Genomic DNA, 18,337 nt, shown 5'->3' with positions numbered 1-18,337 from the left:
GATATTGAGGGAGGCAGCGAGGTGCCTGGCCGCAGCGCTTTGGCACCTCCCGGCCCCACCGCAGATAAAGCCATAACCCTTAATGCCAAAAAAGGGATCCGCCCCCATGCCTTTGCGACAACTTTCCATCCAGTGGAAGATCACCCTGCTCGCCGGTCTCTGTCTGGCCGCTATCGTCACCTTGCTCGTCGGCCTGTCGCTGTACCGCATGGATCACAGTTCGGACCTGGTCAAGGCCAGCAGCATGCACATGCTGACCGAGGCGGCGCAGTCGCGTATCGAGTCACAAGGTGAAGTGCAAGCGCTGAACATTCGCCGCCAGTTCATGGATGCCTACCAGTACGGCGCCGGCTTCGCCCGTCAGGTGCTGTTCCTGCGCGAGCAGGCCGAAAAGCGCTTTCTCGATGCCTTCGACCTGCGCGAGGACATGACCCGCCAGGTACGCGCCGCACTGCAAGCCAACCCCGACCTGCTCGGCCTGTCACTGGTGTTCGAGCCCAATGCCCTGGACAACAAGGACAGCCTGTTTGCCGGCAAGGCAGCATTGGGCAGCAACGAAACCGGGCGCTTTGCCCTGTACTGGTCGCAGCCACGCGCCGGCCAGTTGACCTCGATGGCCCTGCCCGAACATGACATGGCCAACACCGAGATCGGCCCCAGCGGCCAGCCGGCCAACACCTGGTGGGTATGCCCACGCACCTCCGGCAAGGTGTGCGTGGTAGAGCCGTACTTCTACGACATCGATGGCCAGCAGGTGCTGATGACCAGCATCGTGTTCCCGCTGGCGGTCAACGGCAAGATCATTGCCACCCTGTCCATCGACATCAACCTCAATAGCCTGCAGGCGCTGAGCCAGGAGGCCAGCCGCAGCCTCTACGAAGGCCGCACCACGGTCGGCATTCTGACCCCGGTCGGCCTGCTGGCCGGCTACAGCGCCGATGCCAGCAAGCTGGCCCAGCGCTTTGACCAGGTAGACCCGGTCAAAGGCGCCGAGCTGGTGCGCAAGCTGGCCGATGGCAAGCTGACCATCCTCCACGACCGGCAGCGCTTGAAGGTGCTGGCGGCATTCCGGCCAATCCCGGACGCCCAGCCCTGGGGCGTGTTGCTGGATGTGCCGGAAAACGCCCTGACCGGGCCGGCCGAAACCCTGAAGCAGGAACTTGACGCGCTCAATACCAGCGGCACCTTGCTGGAACTGAGCCTGGGCCTGGCCGCCGCCATTGTCGGCCTGCTGCTGGTATGGCTGATGGCCCGCGGCGTTACCCGGCCGATCCTCGGCGTGGCCGCCATGCTCAAGGACATTGCCAGCGGCGAAGGCGACCTGACCCGTCGCCTGACCTACCAGAAACAGGACGAACTGGGCGAACTGGCCGGCTGGTTCAACCGCTTCCTCGACAAGTTGCAGCCAACCATCGCCGAGGTCAAACGCTCGGTGCAGGCCGCCCGAGGCACGGCCGACCAGTCCTCGGCGATTGCCACTGAAACCAGCGCCGGCATGGAGCAGCAGTACCGCCAGGTCGACCAGGTAGCCACCGCCTCCCATGAAATGAGCGCCACCGCCCAGGACGTTGCCCGCAGCGCCGCCCAGGCTGCGCAGGCGGCGCGCGATGCCGACCAGGCCACCCGCGAGGGCTTGGCGGTAATCGACCGCACCACCAGCAGCATCGGTGCCCTGGCCGCCAACATGAGCGACACCATGGCCGAAATAGAAGGCCTGGCGCAGAACAGCGAGAAGATCGGCTCGGTACTGGAAGTGATCCGCTCGATCGCCGAACAGACCAACCTGCTGGCACTCAACGCTGCCATCGAAGCTGCCCGCGCCGGAGAGGCCGGCCGTGGCTTTGCCGTGGTCGCCGATGAGGTGCGCAACCTTGCCCAGCGCACTCAGGAGTCGGTGGAAGAAACCCGTCAGGTCATCGAAGCCCTGCAGAACGGCACCCGCGAAGTGGTCGGCGCCATGGACCACAGCCACCGCCAGGCCCAAGGTGGCGTGGAGCAGGTCGGCCAAGCCGTCACGGCATTGCAGCGCATTGGCCAGGCGGTGACGGTTATCACCGACATGAACCTGCAGATCGCCTCTGCCGCCGAGGAGCAAAGTGCGGTAGCCGAGGAAATCAACAGCAACGTGGCGACCATTCGTGATGTCACTGAATCCCTGTCTGGCCAGGCCAACGAGTCGGCGCGGGTCAGCCAGTCGCTGAACAGCCTGGCCAACCAGCAGCAAGCGCTGATGGACCAGTTCCGCGTCTGAAGCGAACGGGGCCACGCCAGTGGCCCTGAAACTGACAAAACCTCGTCGTCTACACTTGCCCCCACCGCCAAGGCATGGCGAACGACGAGGTTCACATGAAGAGCATTTCAACGCTGCTGGCCGGGCTGCTGTTGACGTTGGGCCTGGCCAGCACGGACAGCGCCGCATCGGCAGAACAACCTGCGCCTATCCATTTTGGTGCCATCGGCTGGGAAAGCGGCGCCCTCACCACCGAGATCCTGCGCCTGATCGTGGAGCGCGGCTACGGCTACCGCACCGACAGCCTTCCTGGCAGCACGGTCAGCATGGAGGTGGCCCTGGCGCGCAATGACCTGCAAGTGATCGCCGAGGAATGGGCCGGGCGCAGCCCTGCCTGGGTCAAGGCCGAACAGGCCGGCCAGGTGTTCGCACTGGGCGATACGGTCAAAAATGCAGAGGAAGGTTGGTGGGTACCGGCCTATGTGATCGAGGGCGATGCCGCACGCAACCTGAAACCCGTGGCGCCTGAGCTGCACAGTGTCGAGGACCTCAAACGTTACCCGCAGGTATTTTCTGACCCCGAATCGCCCGGTAAAGGGCGTTTTCTCAACAGCCCAAGCGGCTGGACGTCTGAAACCGTCAACAGCCAAAAGCTCAAGGCCTATGGCCTGGATGGCCTCTACAACAACTTCCGCAGTGGCTCCGGCGCCGCGATGGACGCCGAGATCGGTTCGGCAATCCGGCGCGGCAAACCTGTGCTGTTCTACTACTGGAACCCGACCCCGCTGATGGGGCGCTACAAGCTCATCCGGCTGGAAGAACCCCCGTTCGATGCCCGGGCCTGGGCCACCCTCACCGACCCCGCCAACCCCAACCCGAAAGGCAGCCGCTCGCTGCCGGCAAAGTTGTCGATCGGCGTGTCCAAAGCCTTTCGCGAAAACTACCCAGACCTGGTCAGTGTGTTCGAACAGGTCAACCTGCCCATCGATCGCCTGAACAAGTCCCTGGCCGTCATGAGCGAAAAACGCACGCCCCCGCGCGAAGCCGCCCTCACCTTCCTGCGCGATAACCGCGAGGTGTGGAAAGCCTGGCTGCCGGCGGACATCGCCGCCAAGGTCGAGGCCAGCCTGTGAGCAGCGGTTTCCCGCAGACCCTGCAGTTTTCCTTTGCCGACAGCATCAACCGCCTGGTCGACGGGTTGGTATTGAACTACGGCGACCACCTGCGCAGTTTTTCTGACCAGTTGCTGCAACTGCTGGTCGGCCTGGAGAACCTGTTGCGTCTGTTGCCTTGGTGGCTGTTGTTGTTGCTGGTGGGTCTGCTGGCCTGGCACGCCAGCCGCAGCCTGCTGCGCAGCGCCGTGCTGGTCGCGCTGCTGGCCTTGATCGGTATGCTCGGGCTCTGGGACAAGCTGCTGCAGACCCTGGCCCTGGTGCTGGTCAGTACCGGCCTGTGCGTACTGGTGGGTGTACCGCTGGGCATCCTGCTGGCCGCCCGGCCACTGGCCAGGCGGCTGCTGTTGCCGGTCCTCGATGTGATGCAGACGCTACCTGCGTTCGTTTACCTGATCCCGGTGCTGATGCTGTTTGGCCTGGGCAAGGTGCCTGCCGTGTTCGCCACGCTGATCTACGCCCTGCCGCCGCTGGTGCGGTTGACCGAGCTGGGCTTGAGCCAGATCGACCCCTCGTTGCTGCAGGCCGCACACGGCCTTGGCGCCAGCCGCTGGCAGCGGTTGCGGCGCATCGCCCTGCCCCTGGCGTTGCCGAGTATCATGGCCGGGCTCAACCAGTCGGTCATGATGGCCTTGTCGATGGTGGTCGTGGCGTCGATGATCGGCGCCCGTGGGTTGGGTGAGGATGTGCTGGCGGGGATCCAGACCTTGAATGTTGGCCAAGGGATGGAGGCCGGGCTGGCAATTGTCGCCCTGGCCATGGTGATCGACCGGATCAGCCAGGCCTATGGGCGCAGTCGTCGCTAAGCCGTATCGCCAAGGCCTGGGAGCAGCCTTGTGCTGCGAGAGGGCCGGGCCTGACAATATGCCTCTGTCAGCTGAGAACCGGACCTCAACCGCATGTCCCTGAAAGCCCTGCGCACCTTGGTGACCATCGCCCGCCACGGCACCTTTGCCCGCGCCGCCGACCTGCTCAGCCTCACCCCCTCGGCGGTCAGCCTGCACATCAAAACCCTCGAAGACGAACTGAAGGTGGCCTTGTTCGACCGTAGCCGCAGGCAGGTGGTGCTGACCGAAGCCGGCCAGTTGGCGGTGGCCCGCGCCGAAAGCCTTCTGGCTGCCTATGACGAACTGGCCGATGCCCTGGCCAGCGGCCCAAGCCTGCGCGGCCGCTTGCGCCTCGGGGCGATACACACGGTGCTGGCGCGGCGCTTGCCCAAGGCGCTGGTGTGGATCAAGGCCCATCACCCGCAGCTACACATCAGCGTGGCCTCGGGCATGTCGGCGGAGCTGGCGCGGCGCGTGGAAGACGGTGAGCTCGATGCGGCGATCACCACCGAACCGGTCAGCCCTTACCCGCAGAACCTGGACTTTACACCGCTGTTCGAGGACCGTTTCTGGGCCATTGCCAGCCCTGAGCTGGCCGGGTATAGCGTGCCGCAGTTGCTGGCCAGCCAGCCATTCCTGCGCTTCGACAAGCGTGCCTGGGCCGGCCGGCAGATCGAGCAGGAACTACGCCGCCAGCAGGTGCAGGTGAGCGAGCTGATGGAACTGGACAGCCAGGAAGCCCTGGCGCGCATGGCGGTGATGGGCCTGGGCGTGGCGGTCATTCCCATGGCGGATGACGACCTGCAACGCTTGCCACCCGCCACCTGCCTGCCGTTTGGCGAGCCGCAGCTGACCCGGCGGGTGGTGTTGCTGGAGCATGAAAAAAGCCAGCGGCGGCATTTGAGTGCGGTGTTGAAGACCGCCCTGGAAGCCTGACACCAGGCTGCTCCAAAGCGCGATCTGCACCCACCAACATGCATTTTTCCTCAACGGTCACTGAAGAAAACAACGTTTTTACAGATTGATCCGCCCCCGTAGTCTGTGCACGTACCCGACCACGGAATGCTGACCATGCTGCACTTGCTGCTGACCACCCTGCTCCCCATCATCCTGCTGATAGCGCTGGGTACCTTCCTGCGCCTTCGCGGTTTTCTTGCCGAGAGCTTCTGGCCTGGCGCCGAGCGCCTGAGCTACTACGTCCTGCTGCCGTCGCTGTTCCTCCATGGCCTGGCCACTGCCAACCTCGATGGCATACCGGTGCTGGGCATGGCCGGCGCACTGATGCTCTCGACCCTGGCCGGTGCCGTATTGCTGATGCTGTATCAGGGCGCAGCGAACCATGAGGGCGCCGACTTCACCTCGGTGTTTCAGGGCGGTATCCGCTTCAACAACTACATCGGTGCCACCCTGGCTGCGGGCATCTACGGCAGCGCCGGGATTGCCCTGGCGGCGGTGGCCAACGCTGCCATCGTGCCCTTGGTCAACCTGCTTTGCGTGCTGGTGTTTGCCCGCTTCAGCGCCCGTCACAGTTCGCCAGCCACAGTGCTTCGGGCGATCTTCGCCAACCCGTTGATCGTCGGCTGCGCAGGGGGGCTGGTGCTACGGGCCACGGGGCTGGGCTTGCCGGCCGGTATCGACGCCACGGTCAAGGCCTTGGGCCAGGCCGCACTGCCTTTGGGCCTGCTGTGTGTCGGCGCTGCCCTGGGCGGCGCCAGCCTCGGCCAGCAGGTACGGCCGCTGATGGCAGCATCGACGTTCAAGTTCCTGGTCATGCCACTGACCACCTGGGGCGTTTGCCGGCTGCTCGGCCTGAGTGGCCAGGCAGCAGTGGTGGCGGTGTTGTTCCAGGCGCTGCCAACCGCTTCGTCATCTTATGTCATGGCCCGGCAAATGGGCGGCAATGCGCCACTGATGGCCACCCTCATCGCCCTGCAGACCGTGGCTGCGGCCGCCACCCTGCCTTTGGTATTAATGCTTACGCTTGGCTAGACTGAAATTCTGCCCACTGCCTGGTAATGTGCCCATGCGCCTTCACTTGATGCTGATCGGCTTGACCTCGGCCCTGCTCGCAGCCCCCCTGTATGCCGCTGATCCCGCCAAAGCCGCCGTTGCCGAGGACAAGGCCGCAGTGCTTGAAGAAAAGGTCGTCGAAGATGCGCCGCCCCCCAGGAAGGCAGAGAAACTGACCCCAGGCGAAACGCAGGCAGTGGACCCGGCTGGCCAGGCGCCGCTGGATGACAGCATCACCTGCCTGGCACGTACCATCTACTGGGAAGCCAAAGGCGCCGACGCCAAAGACATGACCGCAGTGGCCAGTGTGGTGCTCAACCGCCTGGGCCACGATGGCTTTCCCGACACCATCTGCGCGGTAGTCAAACAGGGTGTGGAGACCAAGGCCTGTCAGTTCTCATGGTGGTGTGATGGGCGCCCGGACCAGGTCGAGGAACCGCAACGCTACGACGTTGCCAAAGAGATCGCACGCAAGGCGCTGAACCAGCAGTTGAAAGACCCCACCGGCGGTGCGTTGTACTTTCACGACCGCACGGTGCGCCCCGACTGGGCGAAGGCTTATCGCAAGACCGCGCAGACCACCCACTTCCTGTTCTACAAGCCGAACCAGGCGTTGGCCCATTGACGCGTAAACGGCTGACAACGCCGGCCCGATGCGAATGACTGGCACCTGACCGCACTTTTCCACGGGCCTGGGGTCTACTCCCTCTTTTGCCGCCAGTAACGATTGCCGGTGTTTTCATTGCCTTGCACGACCTCGGGCCAAAAGCCCCGGGCTTGTGTAGGATGAGCAGCGCACACCACGACGCTGCCAGTCATAGGGAGATCCACATGCGCGTCCTGACATCCGTTGTCGCCTTGTCACTGGGCCTGGTCGTTTCGACCGGGGCGCTGGCAGCCACCGGCGAAGAGGCGCAGTTGATCGATTCGATCAATGTCTACCGCAGCAAGGCCCAGCCCTGCGGTGGCGAGGCGTCGTTGGAACTGCCGCCGCTCAACAGCGACACACGCCTTGCGCTGTCGCCAGAGGGCACCCGCGACCTGCAACAGGCCATGACCCGCGCCGCCTACCCCATGGTCAGCGTCCAGGCCATCAGCCTGTCGGGGCCACGCGACGCACGCGCCGCCATGCATGCCATCGAGGAAAGCTTCTGCCAAGTGGTGCTCGACCCGCAATTCGTCGATATCGGCGTCAGCCAGGAGGGCCGCGACTGGCGCATCGTGCTGGCACGGCCGCTGCTCAGCGGCCGCCTGGGCGACTGGCAGGCCGAGGGACAGAAAGTGCTGCAGGAGGTCAACGCCGCGCGCAAGGTGCCACGGCAATGCGGTGGCCAGCCGTTTGCCGCCGCCCCGGCACTGAGCTGGAGCACAGTGCTGGCGGAGGTCGCCGCCAACCACACACGGGCCATGGCCAACCAGAACTTCTTCGACCACATCGACAAAGATGGCCGCACACCCGGTGACCGGGCGGAACTGGCCGGGTACCTGTACCAGCAGATCGGCGAAAATATCACCGCCGGGCGTGACACCGCGCAAAAGGTCGTCAACGGCTGGCTGGACAGCCCGGGGCACTGCGCCACGCTGATGAATCCGGACTTCCGTGAATTGGGCGCTGCCTATGCGATAGACCCCAAGAGCGATGCAGGGATCTACTGGACAGGGTTGTTCGGGACGCCGCAGTAGATCACGTGAGCGGGTAATGACCTGCACGCAACTGCAGGGCCGTACACCCAAACCGACGCCGCACGCACTTGCCAAGGTAGCTGGCATCACCCAGGCCCACCTCATCGGCAATCTGCGCCAGGCTGTGGCTGGAGTTGAGCAAACGCCAGCGCGCCTGCTGCAAGCGCATCTCCAGCCACCAGGCCTTGGTGCTCATACCGTGGCTGGCCTGGAACTGCCGGTCCAGTTGACGCCGGCTGATGCCCAGCTCTGCGGCCAGTTGCTCCACGGCCAACGGTGTGCCCAGGTGATGACGCATCAGTGCTTGCGCCCGTTGCACCTGGCGCCCCTGACCAGCACCCAGCTCCAGCGAGCGCAAGGCGTGACGGCTGTCGCGGGTCTCGTCCACCAGCATGTCAGCCAGCCCTTTGAGCGCACGGGCTCGCCCACAAGCGCGTGACAGTAGTGCAACGGCCAGGTCTATGGCGGCAGTGCCACCGGCGCACGTGATGCGGTTGCCATCGATGCAGTACAACTGCTCGCGCAGCAGCTGCAACTGCGGAAAAGCAGCACGAAACTCGGCTTCGTGACGCCAGTGCACCACCACCTTGTGCCCCTGCAGCAGGCCGCAGGCAGCCAGCAGGAAGGCGCCATTGTCGACCCCCACCAGCTTGACTCCCGCCTTGGCGGCCTGCCTGAGCAACGCCTGGTAACGTGGCGCCAGCGCCGCGGTGGCCATGGCACTGCGACCGCCGAACACCACCAGGTAGTCGAATAGGTCGAGGTCGAGCTGATCGGCAATGGCCTCGACCTGCAGCACTGCGCCACTGCTCGACGGTACCGGCTCAAGGCTGAGCCCCGCCACCGTCCAGCTGCAATAGCGTTGTTGGCTGTAGTCCTCGTCGTCGGCGCTGAAGCGCAATTTGTCGAGAAAGGCGCCAAACGGCAGCAAGGCAAAATCCGGTAACGGCATGATCAGCAAGCGAATGTCGGGCGGCATGAAACCACGTCCAGAAAAGACTCTTGTATGACCAGATAGTACTCTTTCAGCGTGAGCGTTGCGCCATAGACTGTCGCACTCTCTCGAACAAGGCAGTTTTCAACATGGCACTGGACACCTGGCTCATCTACCTGCTGGCCAGCATCGGCCTGTCGCTGACCCCAGGGCCCAACAGCCTGTTGGCGTTGACCCATGGCGCGCTCTATGGCGCACGGCGAACGCTGTTCACCATCGTGGGCGGGGTATTGGGTTTCAGCGCCCTCATCGCCTTGACCATGTTCGGCCTCAGCGCACTGCTGCAGACCTCGGCGGCAGTGCTGAGCGTCCTGAAGTGGGTGGGTGGGGCTTATTTGATCTGGCTGGGCATTCAACTGTGGCGCAGTCCAGGCCTGCAGCTGGAATTGACCGCGCACAGCGCGCGGCTGGGCAATGCCGGGCTGTTTCGCCAGGGCCTGCTTTCGGCCATGGCGAACCCCAAGGTGCTGCTGTTCTATGGTGCCTTCCTGCCGCAGTTCATCGACCCACAGCGAGGGCTGGTGCTGCAATTTGCGGTGATGGCCGCGACCTTTGCCAGCGTCGAGTGCCTGGTCGAATACCTGCTGGCGCGCCTGGCGTTTCGCATTCGGCCATGGCTGGCCAAGGGTGGCAAAGGTTTCAATCGCTGCTGCGGGAGCCTGTTTGCTTTGATTGGCCTGGCGCTGCCGCTTGGCCGATAGCGGGCCCGCGAACACGGGTGAAACCCGTGCCACCACCGCGTAACGGTTCAACCCCGGCGTGCTTTGAGTAGAAACACAACCAGCGCGACACCCGGCAAACCCGCCCCCACCAGTGCAACGCCATGCCAGCCAAACTGGCTGAACAGCGCACTGGCCACCGCCGACCCCAGCGCCCCGCCGAGGAAGATGCTGGTCATGTACACCGCATTCAGCCGCCCGCGGCTGGCAGGGTCCAGTGCGTACACTTCACGCTGGCCGATGACCATGTTCATCTGCACCGCAAAGTCCAGCAACACGCCGGTAAGGCCCAGGCCAATCACGCTGTATCCCGGCACTGTCAGCCCCAGCAACAAGGCCGCCGGCGCCAGCAACAGCGCCAGCAGCGAGCCGGCCCGGGCATGCCCGGCATCGGCCAGGCGGCCGGCCATGGGCGCAGCAACGGCACCCACCGCGCCGACAAGGGCGAACACAGCGATCTGGCTTTGTGACAGGCCATGCTCACCGGCAAGCGCCATCGGCACTGCCGTCCAGTAAAGGCTGAACGCTGCAAACATCAATGCCTGGTACAACGAACGCTGGCGCAACAGCGGATAACGACGCAGCAGTGTGAGCAGCGACAGCATCAGCCCGGCATAGCTGGCTTTGTGCTCGGGCCGCCGTTGCGGCAAGGTCAATGACAGCAACAGGATGATCGCCAGCATTACCCCGGCGGCGCCAATGAACACCGCACGCCAGCCGAAGTGGTCGGCCACCACGCTCGACAGCGGTCGCGCCAGCAGGATGCCCAGCAGCAAGCCGCCCATGATGTTACCGACCACACGACCACGCTGCTGCTCCGGCGCCAGATGCGCCGCCAGCGGGATGAGCATCTGCACCGACACCGAACTGAAGCCGATCAGCAGTGCGTAACCCAGGAACAGTTGCCCCTGGCCACTGCTGCTGGTGCCCGCCAGCAGCAGGCTGACGCAGGCCAGGACCGCGGTGGCCACCATCAGGCGGCGGTTTTCCAGCAGGTCGGCCAGCGGCACCAGCAATAACAGGCCCAGGGCATAGCCCAACTGCGTGAGCGAAACGATGAGGCTGGCATGCTCGGTGGACAGCCCCAGGTCGGGGGCGATCAGCCCGACGATGGGCTGGGCGTAGTAGATGTTGGCGACAATCGCGCCGCAGCAGAACGCCAGCAGCACTACCAGAGCCCGGCTCAGGCTGGCGGCTGCCGGTTGCGCTGTCGCAAGGGAGGGGTTCATGCGAAGTTCCTCGAAAAGGAGTGGGTATATGCCGGCCACCTTACCCATGGACGTCAGCGCCGAGAATCCGGCGGCGGCGCAATGCGGCTTTGCGCGCTGCGCAACACTAGTGACCGTGTATGAGCAAATTTTCGCAAAAGTCGATGAATGCGTTTACCCGCCGTGAGCCCCGGTGGTTGGGCATATACAAGGCGTTGATGCTGTTGTTGGCCATACCAGGGCTGGCCTGCCAGTCGGGGAAGACCCGCTGCAGGCGCCCTGCCAACACATCCTCGCGTACCAGCCAATCGGCCAGCAGTGCGATACCACTGCCTGCCAGTGCCGTTTCACGCAACATGTCGGCATTGGCGCTGCGCAGTGGCCCACTTACGTCCAGTTCCAGGCTGTCCTGGCCACAGGTCAGGCGCCAGGGGCGCGCCTTCTGCCCATAGCGAAAGCGCAGGCAGGCATGGTCAAGCAACTCCCGGGGATGCTGCAGTGGCTCACGCCCGGCCAGGTAAGCCGGGCTGGCCACCAGCCAACGCTGAAAACGGCCGAGCCGGCGACACACCAACTCGTCATTGGGCGAGGGGTCGCCCAGACGAATCGACAGGTCATAGCGCCCGTCAAGCAAGTCGTCCAGGCGGTCGCTGAGGTCGATGTCCAGTTCCAGCGCCGGGTGCTGCGCCAGGAATGGCCCCAGGTGCGGGGCAATGACCCGCCTGCCGAACTCCACTGGCAGGCACAGGCGCAGCACACCGACAGGCTCCTCGCCGCGATCGGCGATGCTGGCATCAGCCTCGTCCAGTGCTTCAAAAATGCCCCGTGCGCGCTGGTAGTAACGGGCGCCAGCCTCGGTCAGGCTGACCTGGCGTGTCGAGCGGTTGAGCAAGGTGGCACCCAGCGACGCTTCCAGGGCATCGACCAGACGTGTCACCGACGATGTCGCCAGCCCTAGCCTGCGCGCGGCAGCAGAAAAGCCTTGGGCATCGACAGTGGCCACGAACATTTTCATCGCCAGCAGCTTGTCCATGTTCAGCCCGTCTTCCAAAACTCGGAAAGTTCTTACAAACAGCCGGGCGGGTCAAGCCGCGCGCGTCAAGGCGATTGCGTCCATAGTGGAATCACCCCATTTCCAAGGAGGCTTACCATGACCCTGAACAACCTGCTGACCGCCCTGCCGCCCTGCGATCCCACCAGCGCCGAACGTGTCGACGAATTGCTCAGCCGCCCGGGCATCCGCGTGGAGCGTATCGTCTCCAGCGGGCAGGCCAGCCCACCCGGCTTCTGGTACGACCAGGCCGAAGGCGAGTGGATCATGTTGCTCAGTGGTGCTGCCGCCCTGCGTTTCGAGCACGAGCACCACACCCGCCTGCTGGCGCCGGGCGATTGTCTGGACATCCCCCCGCACGACCGCCACCGCGTGGAATGGACCGCGCCCGGCACGGCCACCATCTGGCTCGCGGTGTTCTATAGCAGCAGCACCCCATGGCCGGCTTGAAGGGGCCATGCCGGCCCGTGCACAAGGCGCAGTTGTCCCGTCGCCGTGCAAGGTTGGGCTTACGACCAAAGCATGAATACAAATCGAAGAGGCGTCATAAACGTCCCGTTCAATGCGTTTTTCAGCACATTATCTATACTTTTAGCCACATCTTCGTAAGTTCAGCCCTGCGACAATCAGCCTCGCTCAATTATGTACCAACTTGTTAATTAGCAAGCTAAGGGCTTAAACTGCGCGCATTCCACCTGCTGAGATCCCTGGCATGAAAGAAACACCGCGCGCCTCTGGCGCCACACACTTCATCCTGGTCGGCCTGGGCGTGATCATCGCCCTGCTCGGCCTCCTCCTCGCTGCTGGCGGCGTCAAGCTCGCCGGTCTGGGCGGTTCCTGGTACTTCCTGATCGGCGGCTTGGCCATGGCCATCGCCGGTGTCCTCATTGCTCGCCGCAAGAAGGCGGGCGCCTGGCTGTATGCCGTGTTCCTGGTCGGTACTGCCATCTGGGCACTGATCGATGCGGGCCTGGTGTTCTGGCCGCTGTTCTCGCGCCTGTTCATGTTCGGCGCAATCGGCATGGTCGTGGCCCTGGTCTACCCGCTGCTGGCGCGTGCCAACGGCGCCAGCGCCGGGCGCGGTGTATACGGCGTAGCCGGGGTAATGGCCGTGGTACTGGTGATCGCGGTCGGCAACATGTTCGTTGCCCACCCAAGCGTCGCCCCCACCGGCAAGGGCCCGGGCATGACCCCGGTCGAAGCCGGCAAGGAACAGAAAGACTGGGCCCACTACGGCAACACCGAAGGTGGCAGCCGCTTCGCCGCGCTGGACCAGATCAACCGTGACAACGTCAACAAGCTGAAAGTGGCCTGGACCTACCACACCGGCGACGTCGCGATCAGTGACGGCAACGGTGCCGAAGACCAGCTCACCCCGCTGCAGATCGGCAGCAAGGTGTTCATCTGCACCCCGCACAACAACCTGATCGCACTCGATGCCGACACCGGCAAAGAGCTGTGGAAGAACGAAATCAACGCCCAGTCCAAGGTCTGGCAGCGTTGCCGTGGCATGGCCTACTTCGACGCCACTGCCGCCATCGCCCAGCCAACCCAGCCGAACAGCTCGCCGATCACCGGCGTTAGCGTAGCGGCCGGTGCCAACTGCCAGCGTCGCCTGCTGACCAACACCATCGACGGCCGCCTGATTGCCGTCGACGCCGACACCGGCGAGTTCTGCCAGGGTTTCGGCAACAACGGCCAGGTCGACCTCAAGGCCGGCCTGGGTGATGTCCCGGACTCCTACTACCAGCTGTCCTCGGCACCGCTGATGGCCGGCACCACCGTGGTGGTCGGCGGCCGTGTTGCCGACAACGTCCAGACCGACATGCCAGGCGGCGTGATCCGTGGTTTTGACGTGATCACCGGTGAAATGCGCTGGGCCTTCGACCCGGGCAACCCGGAAGACCGCCAGGCTCCCCAGGGCGACAAGACCTACGTGCGCAGCACCCCGAATAGCTGGGCACCGATGTCCTACGACCCGGCGATGAACACCGTGTTCCTGCCGATGGGCTCGTCCTCCACCGACATCTACGGCGTTGAGCGCAGCAAACTGGACCACACTTACGGCGCTTCGGTGCTGGCCCTGGACGCCACCACCGGCAACCAGAAATGGGTGTTCCAGACCGTGCACAACGACCTCTGGGACTTCGACCTGCCCATGCAGCCAAGCCTGATCGACTTCACCAAGGACGACGGCCAGTCGGTACCTGCGGTGGTGATCGGCACCAAGGCCGGGCAGATCTACGTGCTCGACCGCGCCACCGGCAAGCCGCTGACCCAGGTCGACGAAGTACCGGTCAAGCCAAGCAACATCCCGAACGAGCCGTACGCCCCTACCCAGCCCAAGTCGGTGGGCATGCCGCAGATCGGCGCGCAGACCCTGACCGAATCGGACATGTGGGGCGCCACCCCGTATGACCAGTTGCTGTGCCGCATCGACTTCAAGAAGATGCGCTACGACGGCCTGTACACCGCGCCGGGTACCGACCTGTCGCTGAGCTTCCCGGGTTCGCTGGGTGGCATGAACTGGGGCAGCATTTCTACCGACCCGGTACATGGCTTCATCTTCGTCAACGACATGCGTCTGGGCCTGTGGATCCAGATGATCCCGTCGCAGAACAAAGGTGGCGCGGCTTCCGGTGGCGAAGCACTGAACACTGGCATGGGCGCGGTACCGCTCAAGGGCACCCCGTATGCCGTGAACAAGAACCGCTTCCTGTCGGTCGCCGGCATTCCATGCCAGGCACCGCCGTTCGGCACCCTGACCGCCATCGACATGAAAACCCGCCAGGTGGCCTGGCAGGTGCCGGTCGGCACCGTTGAAGACACCGGCCCGCTCGGTATCCGCATGCACCTGCCGATCAAGATCGGCCTGCCAACCCTTGGCGGCACCCTGTCGACCCAAGGCGGCCTGGTGTTCATCGCAGGTACCCAGGACTTCTACCTGCGCGCCTACGATAGCAGCAACGGTAACGAAATCTGGAAGGCTCGCCTGCCCGTGGGCAGCCAGGGCGGCCCGATGACCTACGTCTCGCCGAAGACCGGCAAGCAGTACGTGGTGATCACCGCTGGCGGCGCCCGCCAGTCGACTGACCGCGGCGACTATGTGATTTCTTACGCTCTGCCGTAAGACCGCGTCGCCTGCTTCGCGGGCAAGCCCGCTCCTACAAGGCCCCTGTAGGAGCGGGCTTGTCCGCGAATGCCCCTCAAAGACAATCCGAGATTCTGTAATGCCATCCGCAATTCGCATCACCCCCGCCCTGCTGCTGACCCTGGCCAGCACCAGCGCCCTTGCCAACGACGACCTCATGACCCGCAGCACCCTGACCGGTGACTGGGGCGGCCTGCGTCATCAACTCGAAGAAGACGGCGTCAAGATCACCGGCGACTACAGCGGTGAAACCGCCTACAACGCCCACGGTGGCCTGCACCGTTCGGCGCGCTATTCGCAGAACGTCAAGCTGGGCGTGCAGTTCGACCTGTCGAAACTGTACGGCCTGGACAACGGCGGCAAGGTCCAGCTGACCATCAACGACCGCCGCGGCAACAGCGCTTCGGAAGACCTGGTAGGCAACCGCCTGCCAATCCAGGAAAACTTCGGCGGCCTGTACACCCGCCTGACCGAGCTGAGCTACGAGCGCACGCTGTTCACCCCGGCGCTCAACGTCAAGCTCGGCTACATGGCCATGGGCAACGACCTCGGCGGCCTGGACAGCGGCATCCTGTGCAACTTCATGAACGCCGGCTTCTGCGGCCACCCGCTGAACATGTCGGGCGGCAGTGGCTGGACCAATTACCCCAACGCCCACCTCGGCGTGCGGGTGAAGTACGACCTGTCGCCAGCCTGGCAGCTGCGCGTGGCGGCGTTCAACGTCGACCCCGAGAGCAACGGCAACTCCAGCCGCGCCTGGCACCTGGGGCCCAAGCACACCACCGGCACCGTGGTACCGGTAGAGCTGGTATACAAGCTGCAGGGTGAACTGCCAGGCGAGTACAAGCTTGGCTACTACTACGACAGCTCTGATGTGAAACGCATCGGCAGCGACGATGAAGTGTCCGGCCGGGGTGGCCATTACCTGCTGGTCGACCAGGCAGTGTGGAACGACCAGGCCTCCCCAGGCCGAAGCCTGCACGCCTTCGGCCAGTACTCGGCGTCGAGCAAGGCCGCTTCGCCGTTCACCAAGTGGTATGGCGCCGGCGTGGTGCTGTACAAGCCGTTCGAAGGCCGCCCGAAGGATACCGTGGCACTGGGTTACGGCCACGCCGTACCCAACCCGCGTAGCCGCGATGTGCTGGAAGATGCCGCGTTCAACGCGGGCCAGCAGTTCCCGGACATCGACAGCGCCGAGCAGTTGATCGAACTGAGCTACGGCTACCAGGCCACGCCATGGCTGAACCTGCGCCCGGATGTGCAATACATCATCGAGCCAGGGGCGTTTTCGGGCAAAGACATCGACAATGCACTGGTGGTTGGCCTGCAGGTCAAGGCGACCTTCTGAGTCACCGGGGCCGCACTGCGGCCCATCCACCGGCGCAACCCTCAAGCCTGTTTGAGGTAGTCCACCAGCCTCAGCAGCATGGCATCACAGCCGCGCAACTGCTCGACACTGACAAACTCATCCGGTTTGTGGCCCTGGTCCATGCTGCCAGGGCCGCACACCACGGTGGGGATGCCCGCCTGGTCGAACAAGCCACCTTCGGTACCAAACGCTACCGTGCCGAACGTATCCGAGCCGCTGAGTAGCGCCACCAACCGCGCAGCCTCGCTGTCTTCCGGTGTCGCCAGCCCCGGATAGGCACTCAGCGGCGCCAGGCGAATGGCGCTGGCGGTATTGACCTTGCGCATGCGCGGCAGCAACTCGGCTTCAGCATACGTTTGTAACTGGTCGGCCACCGCCTGCGCCTCGAACCCTGGGAGCGCGCGTACTTCGAAATCGAACTCGCACTCGGCCGGCACGATGTTCAGCGCCCTGCCCCCTTTGATCACGCCGGTCTGCACCGTGGAGAACGGCGGATCGAAGCGCTCGTCGTGATGAGCCGGCAGTGCCAGGGCATCGCCGATTTCACCCAACTTGCCAATCAGTTTCGCCGCATACTCGATGGCGTTCACCCCATACGGCGCGTACGCCGAATGGCACGCCGCGCCCTGTACCTGGCAACGCATTGCCAGCTTGCCCTTGTGCCCCAGCACCGGTTTGAGTTCGGTGGGTTCACCGATCAGACACAGCCGTGGTTTACACGGGCGCTGTTCGAGGGCAGCCAGCATCGAGCGCACGCCCAGGCAACCGACTTCTTCGTCATAGGAAAATGCCAGGTGTACCGGCATGCGCAGCGGCTGCGCGAGAAACGCGGGCACAGCAGCCAACACCGAGGCGATAAAGCCTTTCATGTCGGCCGTGCCGCGGCCATACAGGCGGCCGTCACGCTCACTCAGGGCAAACGGCTCGACCGTCCAGGCCTGGCCATCCACCGGCACCACATCGGTATGCCCAGACAGCACCACACCACCAACATCCTTGGGGCCGACAGTGGCGAACAGGTTGGCCTTGGTGCCCTCCGGGTTATGGAACAGCTCGCATTCCACCCCCAGCTCGGCCAGGTAATCACGGATAAAACCGATCAGCGCCAGGTTGGAGTCGCGGCTCACCGTGGCAAAGCCGATCAGCCGGGCCAGCAGTGCGCGACTGGCAAATTTACTCATCGCCCGGCACCCCATAGCTTGGCGCGGCGGTCGGGTTGAGGGCGCGGGTGACGTAATCCTGCATCTGCGGGCGATAGGCTTGCCACAGGCCATCGAGCACGCCGATCGGGTCGCTGTCGGCCCAGTCGACGCGCAGGTCCACCAGCGGCCAGGTCAGCTCGCCAGCAATCTTCAGCGCCGCCGAGTGCACGGGCCCCGCTTCGCCACCCGCGGCCATCGCCGCGTGCATGGCTGCCAGCAGGCGGTCGGCCAGGTGGCCGCCGGCCTGCTCGAAGGCCAGCACCATGGCTTCGATCACCTGGGTCGAGGACAGCAGGTTGCCAGCCGCCGCGCATTGTTCGCCGGCCATTGCATGGTGTGTGCCCAGTGCTTCCCGCCCGGTGAACAGGGCCACCTGGCCGTGGCTGTCGATCACCGTGACCTGGCGGTACTCGCTCCAGCCATTGGCACTGAGCACCCTGTCCAGCGCAGCGGCGGGCGGCAACTGGCCATGCTCCAGGGTATCGAGAATCTGCGGGCCCAGCGCCGGCAGGGTGATGTTCTGGGTCGAGACTGCGCCCACACCGGCACGCACCCAGGGGCAACGAGCACCCACGGCGATGCTCGACGAGCTGATGGCAATACCGACCTGGCCGGTTTCCTGGCAACGACCAATGATGGAGAACGTCATGTCATGGTTCCTGTTGTGCTGTGCGATACACGGCATTCTGAGTGGAACCTTCGGGCGGGCGAAACGACCTTT

Annotated in this window: 16 protein-coding genes and 1 pseudogene; 12 read left to right on the top strand and 5 right to left on the bottom strand. The window is 64.4% G+C overall.

Going from position 1 to position 18,337, the window contains the following annotated elements; translation table 11 throughout:
* Positions 1-82: 82 nt before the first annotated feature.
* The 8 genes and pseudogenes from ACK59Z_RS24785 to ACK59Z_RS24750 form a co-directional block, all read left to right on the top strand.
* Positions 83-1,393 (top strand): annotated as a pseudogene (locus tag ACK59Z_RS24785) (HAMP domain-containing protein); the annotation flags it as partial.
* 102 nt (positions 1,394-1,495) lie between these two features.
* Positions 1,496-2,251 (top strand): methyl-accepting chemotaxis protein, encoded by a 756-nt coding sequence (locus tag ACK59Z_RS24780; protein WP_241792063.1) that lies wholly within the window; start codon positions 1,496-1,498, stop codon positions 2,249-2,251.
* A 95-nt stretch (positions 2,252-2,346) separates the two neighbouring features.
* Positions 2,347-3,363, top strand: a complete 1,017-nt coding sequence (locus tag ACK59Z_RS24775; RefSeq protein ID WP_108191368.1) for an ABC transporter substrate-binding protein — start codon at positions 2,347-2,349, stop codon at positions 3,361-3,363.
* Positions 3,360-4,208 (top strand): proline/glycine betaine ABC transporter permease, encoded by an 849-nt coding sequence (locus tag ACK59Z_RS24770; RefSeq protein ID WP_012052103.1) that lies wholly within the window; start codon positions 3,360-3,362, stop codon positions 4,206-4,208. Before ACK59Z_RS24775 ends, ACK59Z_RS24770 begins: the two co-directional genes overlap by 4 nt.
* Before the next feature lie 93 nt (positions 4,209-4,301).
* Positions 4,302-5,165 carry a LysR family transcriptional regulator gene (locus ACK59Z_RS24765; protein ID WP_004575302.1) on the top strand — a complete coding sequence of 288 codons (864 nt, stop codon included), beginning with the start codon at positions 4,302-4,304 and terminating at the stop codon, positions 5,163-5,165.
* A gap of 135 nt (positions 5,166-5,300) precedes the next feature.
* The gene (locus ACK59Z_RS24760; RefSeq protein WP_003247787.1) at positions 5,301-6,218 is read left to right on the top strand and encodes an AEC family transporter; all 918 of its coding nucleotides are present in this window, start codon (positions 5,301-5,303) and stop codon (positions 6,216-6,218) included.
* A 34-nt stretch (positions 6,219-6,252) separates the two neighbouring features.
* Positions 6,253-6,864, top strand: coding sequence for a cell wall hydrolase (locus ACK59Z_RS24755; RefSeq protein WP_108191367.1), 612 nt, complete (start codon positions 6,253-6,255; stop codon positions 6,862-6,864).
* Between the two features lie 206 nt (positions 6,865-7,070).
* Positions 7,071-7,922, top strand: a complete 852-nt coding sequence (locus ACK59Z_RS24750) for a CAP domain-containing protein (protein WP_004575300.1) — start codon at positions 7,071-7,073, stop codon at positions 7,920-7,922.
* Position 7,923: 1 nt separating this feature from the next.
* Here the strand turns inward: ACK59Z_RS24750 and ACK59Z_RS24745 are convergent, their stop codons facing one another.
* Positions 7,924-8,901 (bottom strand): GlxA family transcriptional regulator, encoded by a 978-nt coding sequence (locus ACK59Z_RS24745; protein ID WP_409293882.1) that lies wholly within the window; start codon positions 8,899-8,901, stop codon positions 7,924-7,926.
* Between the two features lie 104 nt (positions 8,902-9,005).
* Here ACK59Z_RS24745 and ACK59Z_RS24740 point away from each other — a divergent pair, with 104 nt between their 5' ends.
* Positions 9,006-9,617: a LysE family translocator gene (locus ACK59Z_RS24740; protein ID WP_014753413.1), complete on the top strand. Its 612-nt coding sequence runs from the start codon at positions 9,006-9,008 to the stop codon at positions 9,615-9,617.
* Positions 9,618-9,664: 47 nt separating this feature from the next.
* On the opposite strand, the gene ACK59Z_RS24735 is transcribed toward ACK59Z_RS24740, so the two are convergent.
* Both ACK59Z_RS24735 and ACK59Z_RS24730 read right to left on the bottom strand, forming a co-directional pair.
* Positions 9,665-10,864, bottom strand: coding sequence for an MFS transporter (locus ACK59Z_RS24735; RefSeq protein WP_004575297.1), 1,200 nt, complete (start codon positions 10,862-10,864; stop codon positions 9,665-9,667).
* Positions 10,865-10,970: 106 nt separating this feature from the next.
* Positions 10,971-11,876 (bottom strand): LysR family transcriptional regulator, encoded by a 906-nt coding sequence (locus ACK59Z_RS24730; protein WP_100773437.1) that lies wholly within the window; start codon positions 11,874-11,876, stop codon positions 10,971-10,973.
* Between the two features lie 117 nt (positions 11,877-11,993).
* Here ACK59Z_RS24730 and ACK59Z_RS24725 point away from each other — a divergent pair, with 117 nt between their 5' ends.
* The 3 genes from ACK59Z_RS24725 (at position 11,994) to ACK59Z_RS24715 (ending at position 16,393) form a co-directional block, all read left to right on the top strand.
* Positions 11,994-12,344, top strand: coding sequence for a cupin domain-containing protein (locus ACK59Z_RS24725; protein WP_274144516.1), 351 nt, complete (start codon positions 11,994-11,996; stop codon positions 12,342-12,344).
* 262 nt (positions 12,345-12,606) lie between these two features.
* The gene (locus ACK59Z_RS24720; protein ID WP_108191364.1) at positions 12,607-15,024 is read left to right on the top strand and encodes a glucose/quinate/shikimate family membrane-bound PQQ-dependent dehydrogenase; all 2,418 of its coding nucleotides are present in this window, start codon (positions 12,607-12,609) and stop codon (positions 15,022-15,024) included.
* Positions 15,025-15,124: 100 nt separating this feature from the next.
* The gene (locus ACK59Z_RS24715; RefSeq protein WP_409293878.1) at positions 15,125-16,393 is read left to right on the top strand and encodes a carbohydrate porin; all 1,269 of its coding nucleotides are present in this window, start codon (positions 15,125-15,127) and stop codon (positions 16,391-16,393) included.
* Positions 16,394-16,434: 41 nt separating this feature from the next.
* Here ACK59Z_RS24715 and argE read toward each other — a convergent pair whose 3' ends face one another.
* On the bottom strand, positions 16,435-17,595 hold the full coding sequence (gene argE / locus ACK59Z_RS24710) for an acetylornithine deacetylase (RefSeq protein ID WP_409293876.1): 1,161 nt from the start codon (positions 17,593-17,595) through the stop codon (positions 16,435-16,437).
* Entirely contained in the window at positions 17,588-18,265 is a 678-nt protein-coding gene (locus ACK59Z_RS24705; RefSeq protein ID WP_104887760.1) for a DUF1028 domain-containing protein, read from the bottom strand. Before ACK59Z_RS24705 ends, argE begins: the two co-directional genes overlap by 8 nt.
* Positions 18,266-18,337 lie beyond the last annotated feature (72 nt).

This window comes from Pseudomonas sp. KCJK9058, assembly GCF_046230975.1.
Classification (GTDB): domain Bacteria; phylum Pseudomonadota; class Gammaproteobacteria; order Pseudomonadales; family Pseudomonadaceae; genus Aquipseudomonas; species Aquipseudomonas alloputida.
The sequence above is the reverse complement of the archived record's forward strand: the minus strand, read 5'-3'. Positions and strand labels throughout refer to the sequence as shown.

Bases quoted from the DNA above. Each gene is read 5' to 3' on its own strand.
- ACK59Z_RS24780 (WP_241792063.1), top strand. From the start codon at position 1,496: ATGGAGCAGCAGTACCGCCAGGTCGACCAGGTAGCCACCGCCTCCCAT.
- ACK59Z_RS24775 (WP_108191368.1), top strand. From the start codon at position 2,347: ATGAAGAGCATTTCAACGCTGCTGGCCGGGCTGCTGTTGACGTTGGGC.
- ACK59Z_RS24765 (WP_004575302.1), top strand. From the start codon at position 4,302: ATGTCCCTGAAAGCCCTGCGCACCTTGGTGACCATCGCCCGCCACGGC.
- ACK59Z_RS24760 (WP_003247787.1), top strand. From the start codon at position 5,301: ATGCTGCACTTGCTGCTGACCACCCTGCTCCCCATCATCCTGCTGATA.
- ACK59Z_RS24755 (WP_108191367.1), top strand. From the start codon at position 6,253: ATGCGCCTTCACTTGATGCTGATCGGCTTGACCTCGGCCCTGCTCGCA.
- ACK59Z_RS24750 (WP_004575300.1), top strand. From the start codon at position 7,071: ATGCGCGTCCTGACATCCGTTGTCGCCTTGTCACTGGGCCTGGTCGTT.
- ACK59Z_RS24745 (WP_409293882.1), bottom strand. From the start codon at position 8,901: ATGCCGCCCGACATTCGCTTGCTGATCATGCCGTTACCGGATTTTGCC.
- ACK59Z_RS24740 (WP_014753413.1), top strand. From the start codon at position 9,006: ATGGCACTGGACACCTGGCTCATCTACCTGCTGGCCAGCATCGGCCTG.
- ACK59Z_RS24735 (WP_004575297.1), bottom strand. From the start codon at position 10,864: ATGAACCCCTCCCTTGCGACAGCGCAACCGGCAGCCGCCAGCCTGAGC.
- ACK59Z_RS24730 (WP_100773437.1), bottom strand. From the start codon at position 11,876: ATGGACAAGCTGCTGGCGATGAAAATGTTCGTGGCCACTGTCGATGCC.
- ACK59Z_RS24725 (WP_274144516.1), top strand. From the start codon at position 11,994: ATGACCCTGAACAACCTGCTGACCGCCCTGCCGCCCTGCGATCCCACC.
- ACK59Z_RS24720 (WP_108191364.1), top strand. From the start codon at position 12,607: ATGAAAGAAACACCGCGCGCCTCTGGCGCCACACACTTCATCCTGGTC.
- ACK59Z_RS24715 (WP_409293878.1), top strand. From the start codon at position 15,125: ATGCCATCCGCAATTCGCATCACCCCCGCCCTGCTGCTGACCCTGGCC.
- argE (WP_409293876.1), bottom strand. From the start codon at position 17,595: ATGAGTAAATTTGCCAGTCGCGCACTGCTGGCCCGGCTGATCGGCTTT.
- ACK59Z_RS24705 (WP_104887760.1), bottom strand. From the start codon at position 18,265: ATGACGTTCTCCATCATTGGTCGTTGCCAGGAAACCGGCCAGGTCGGT.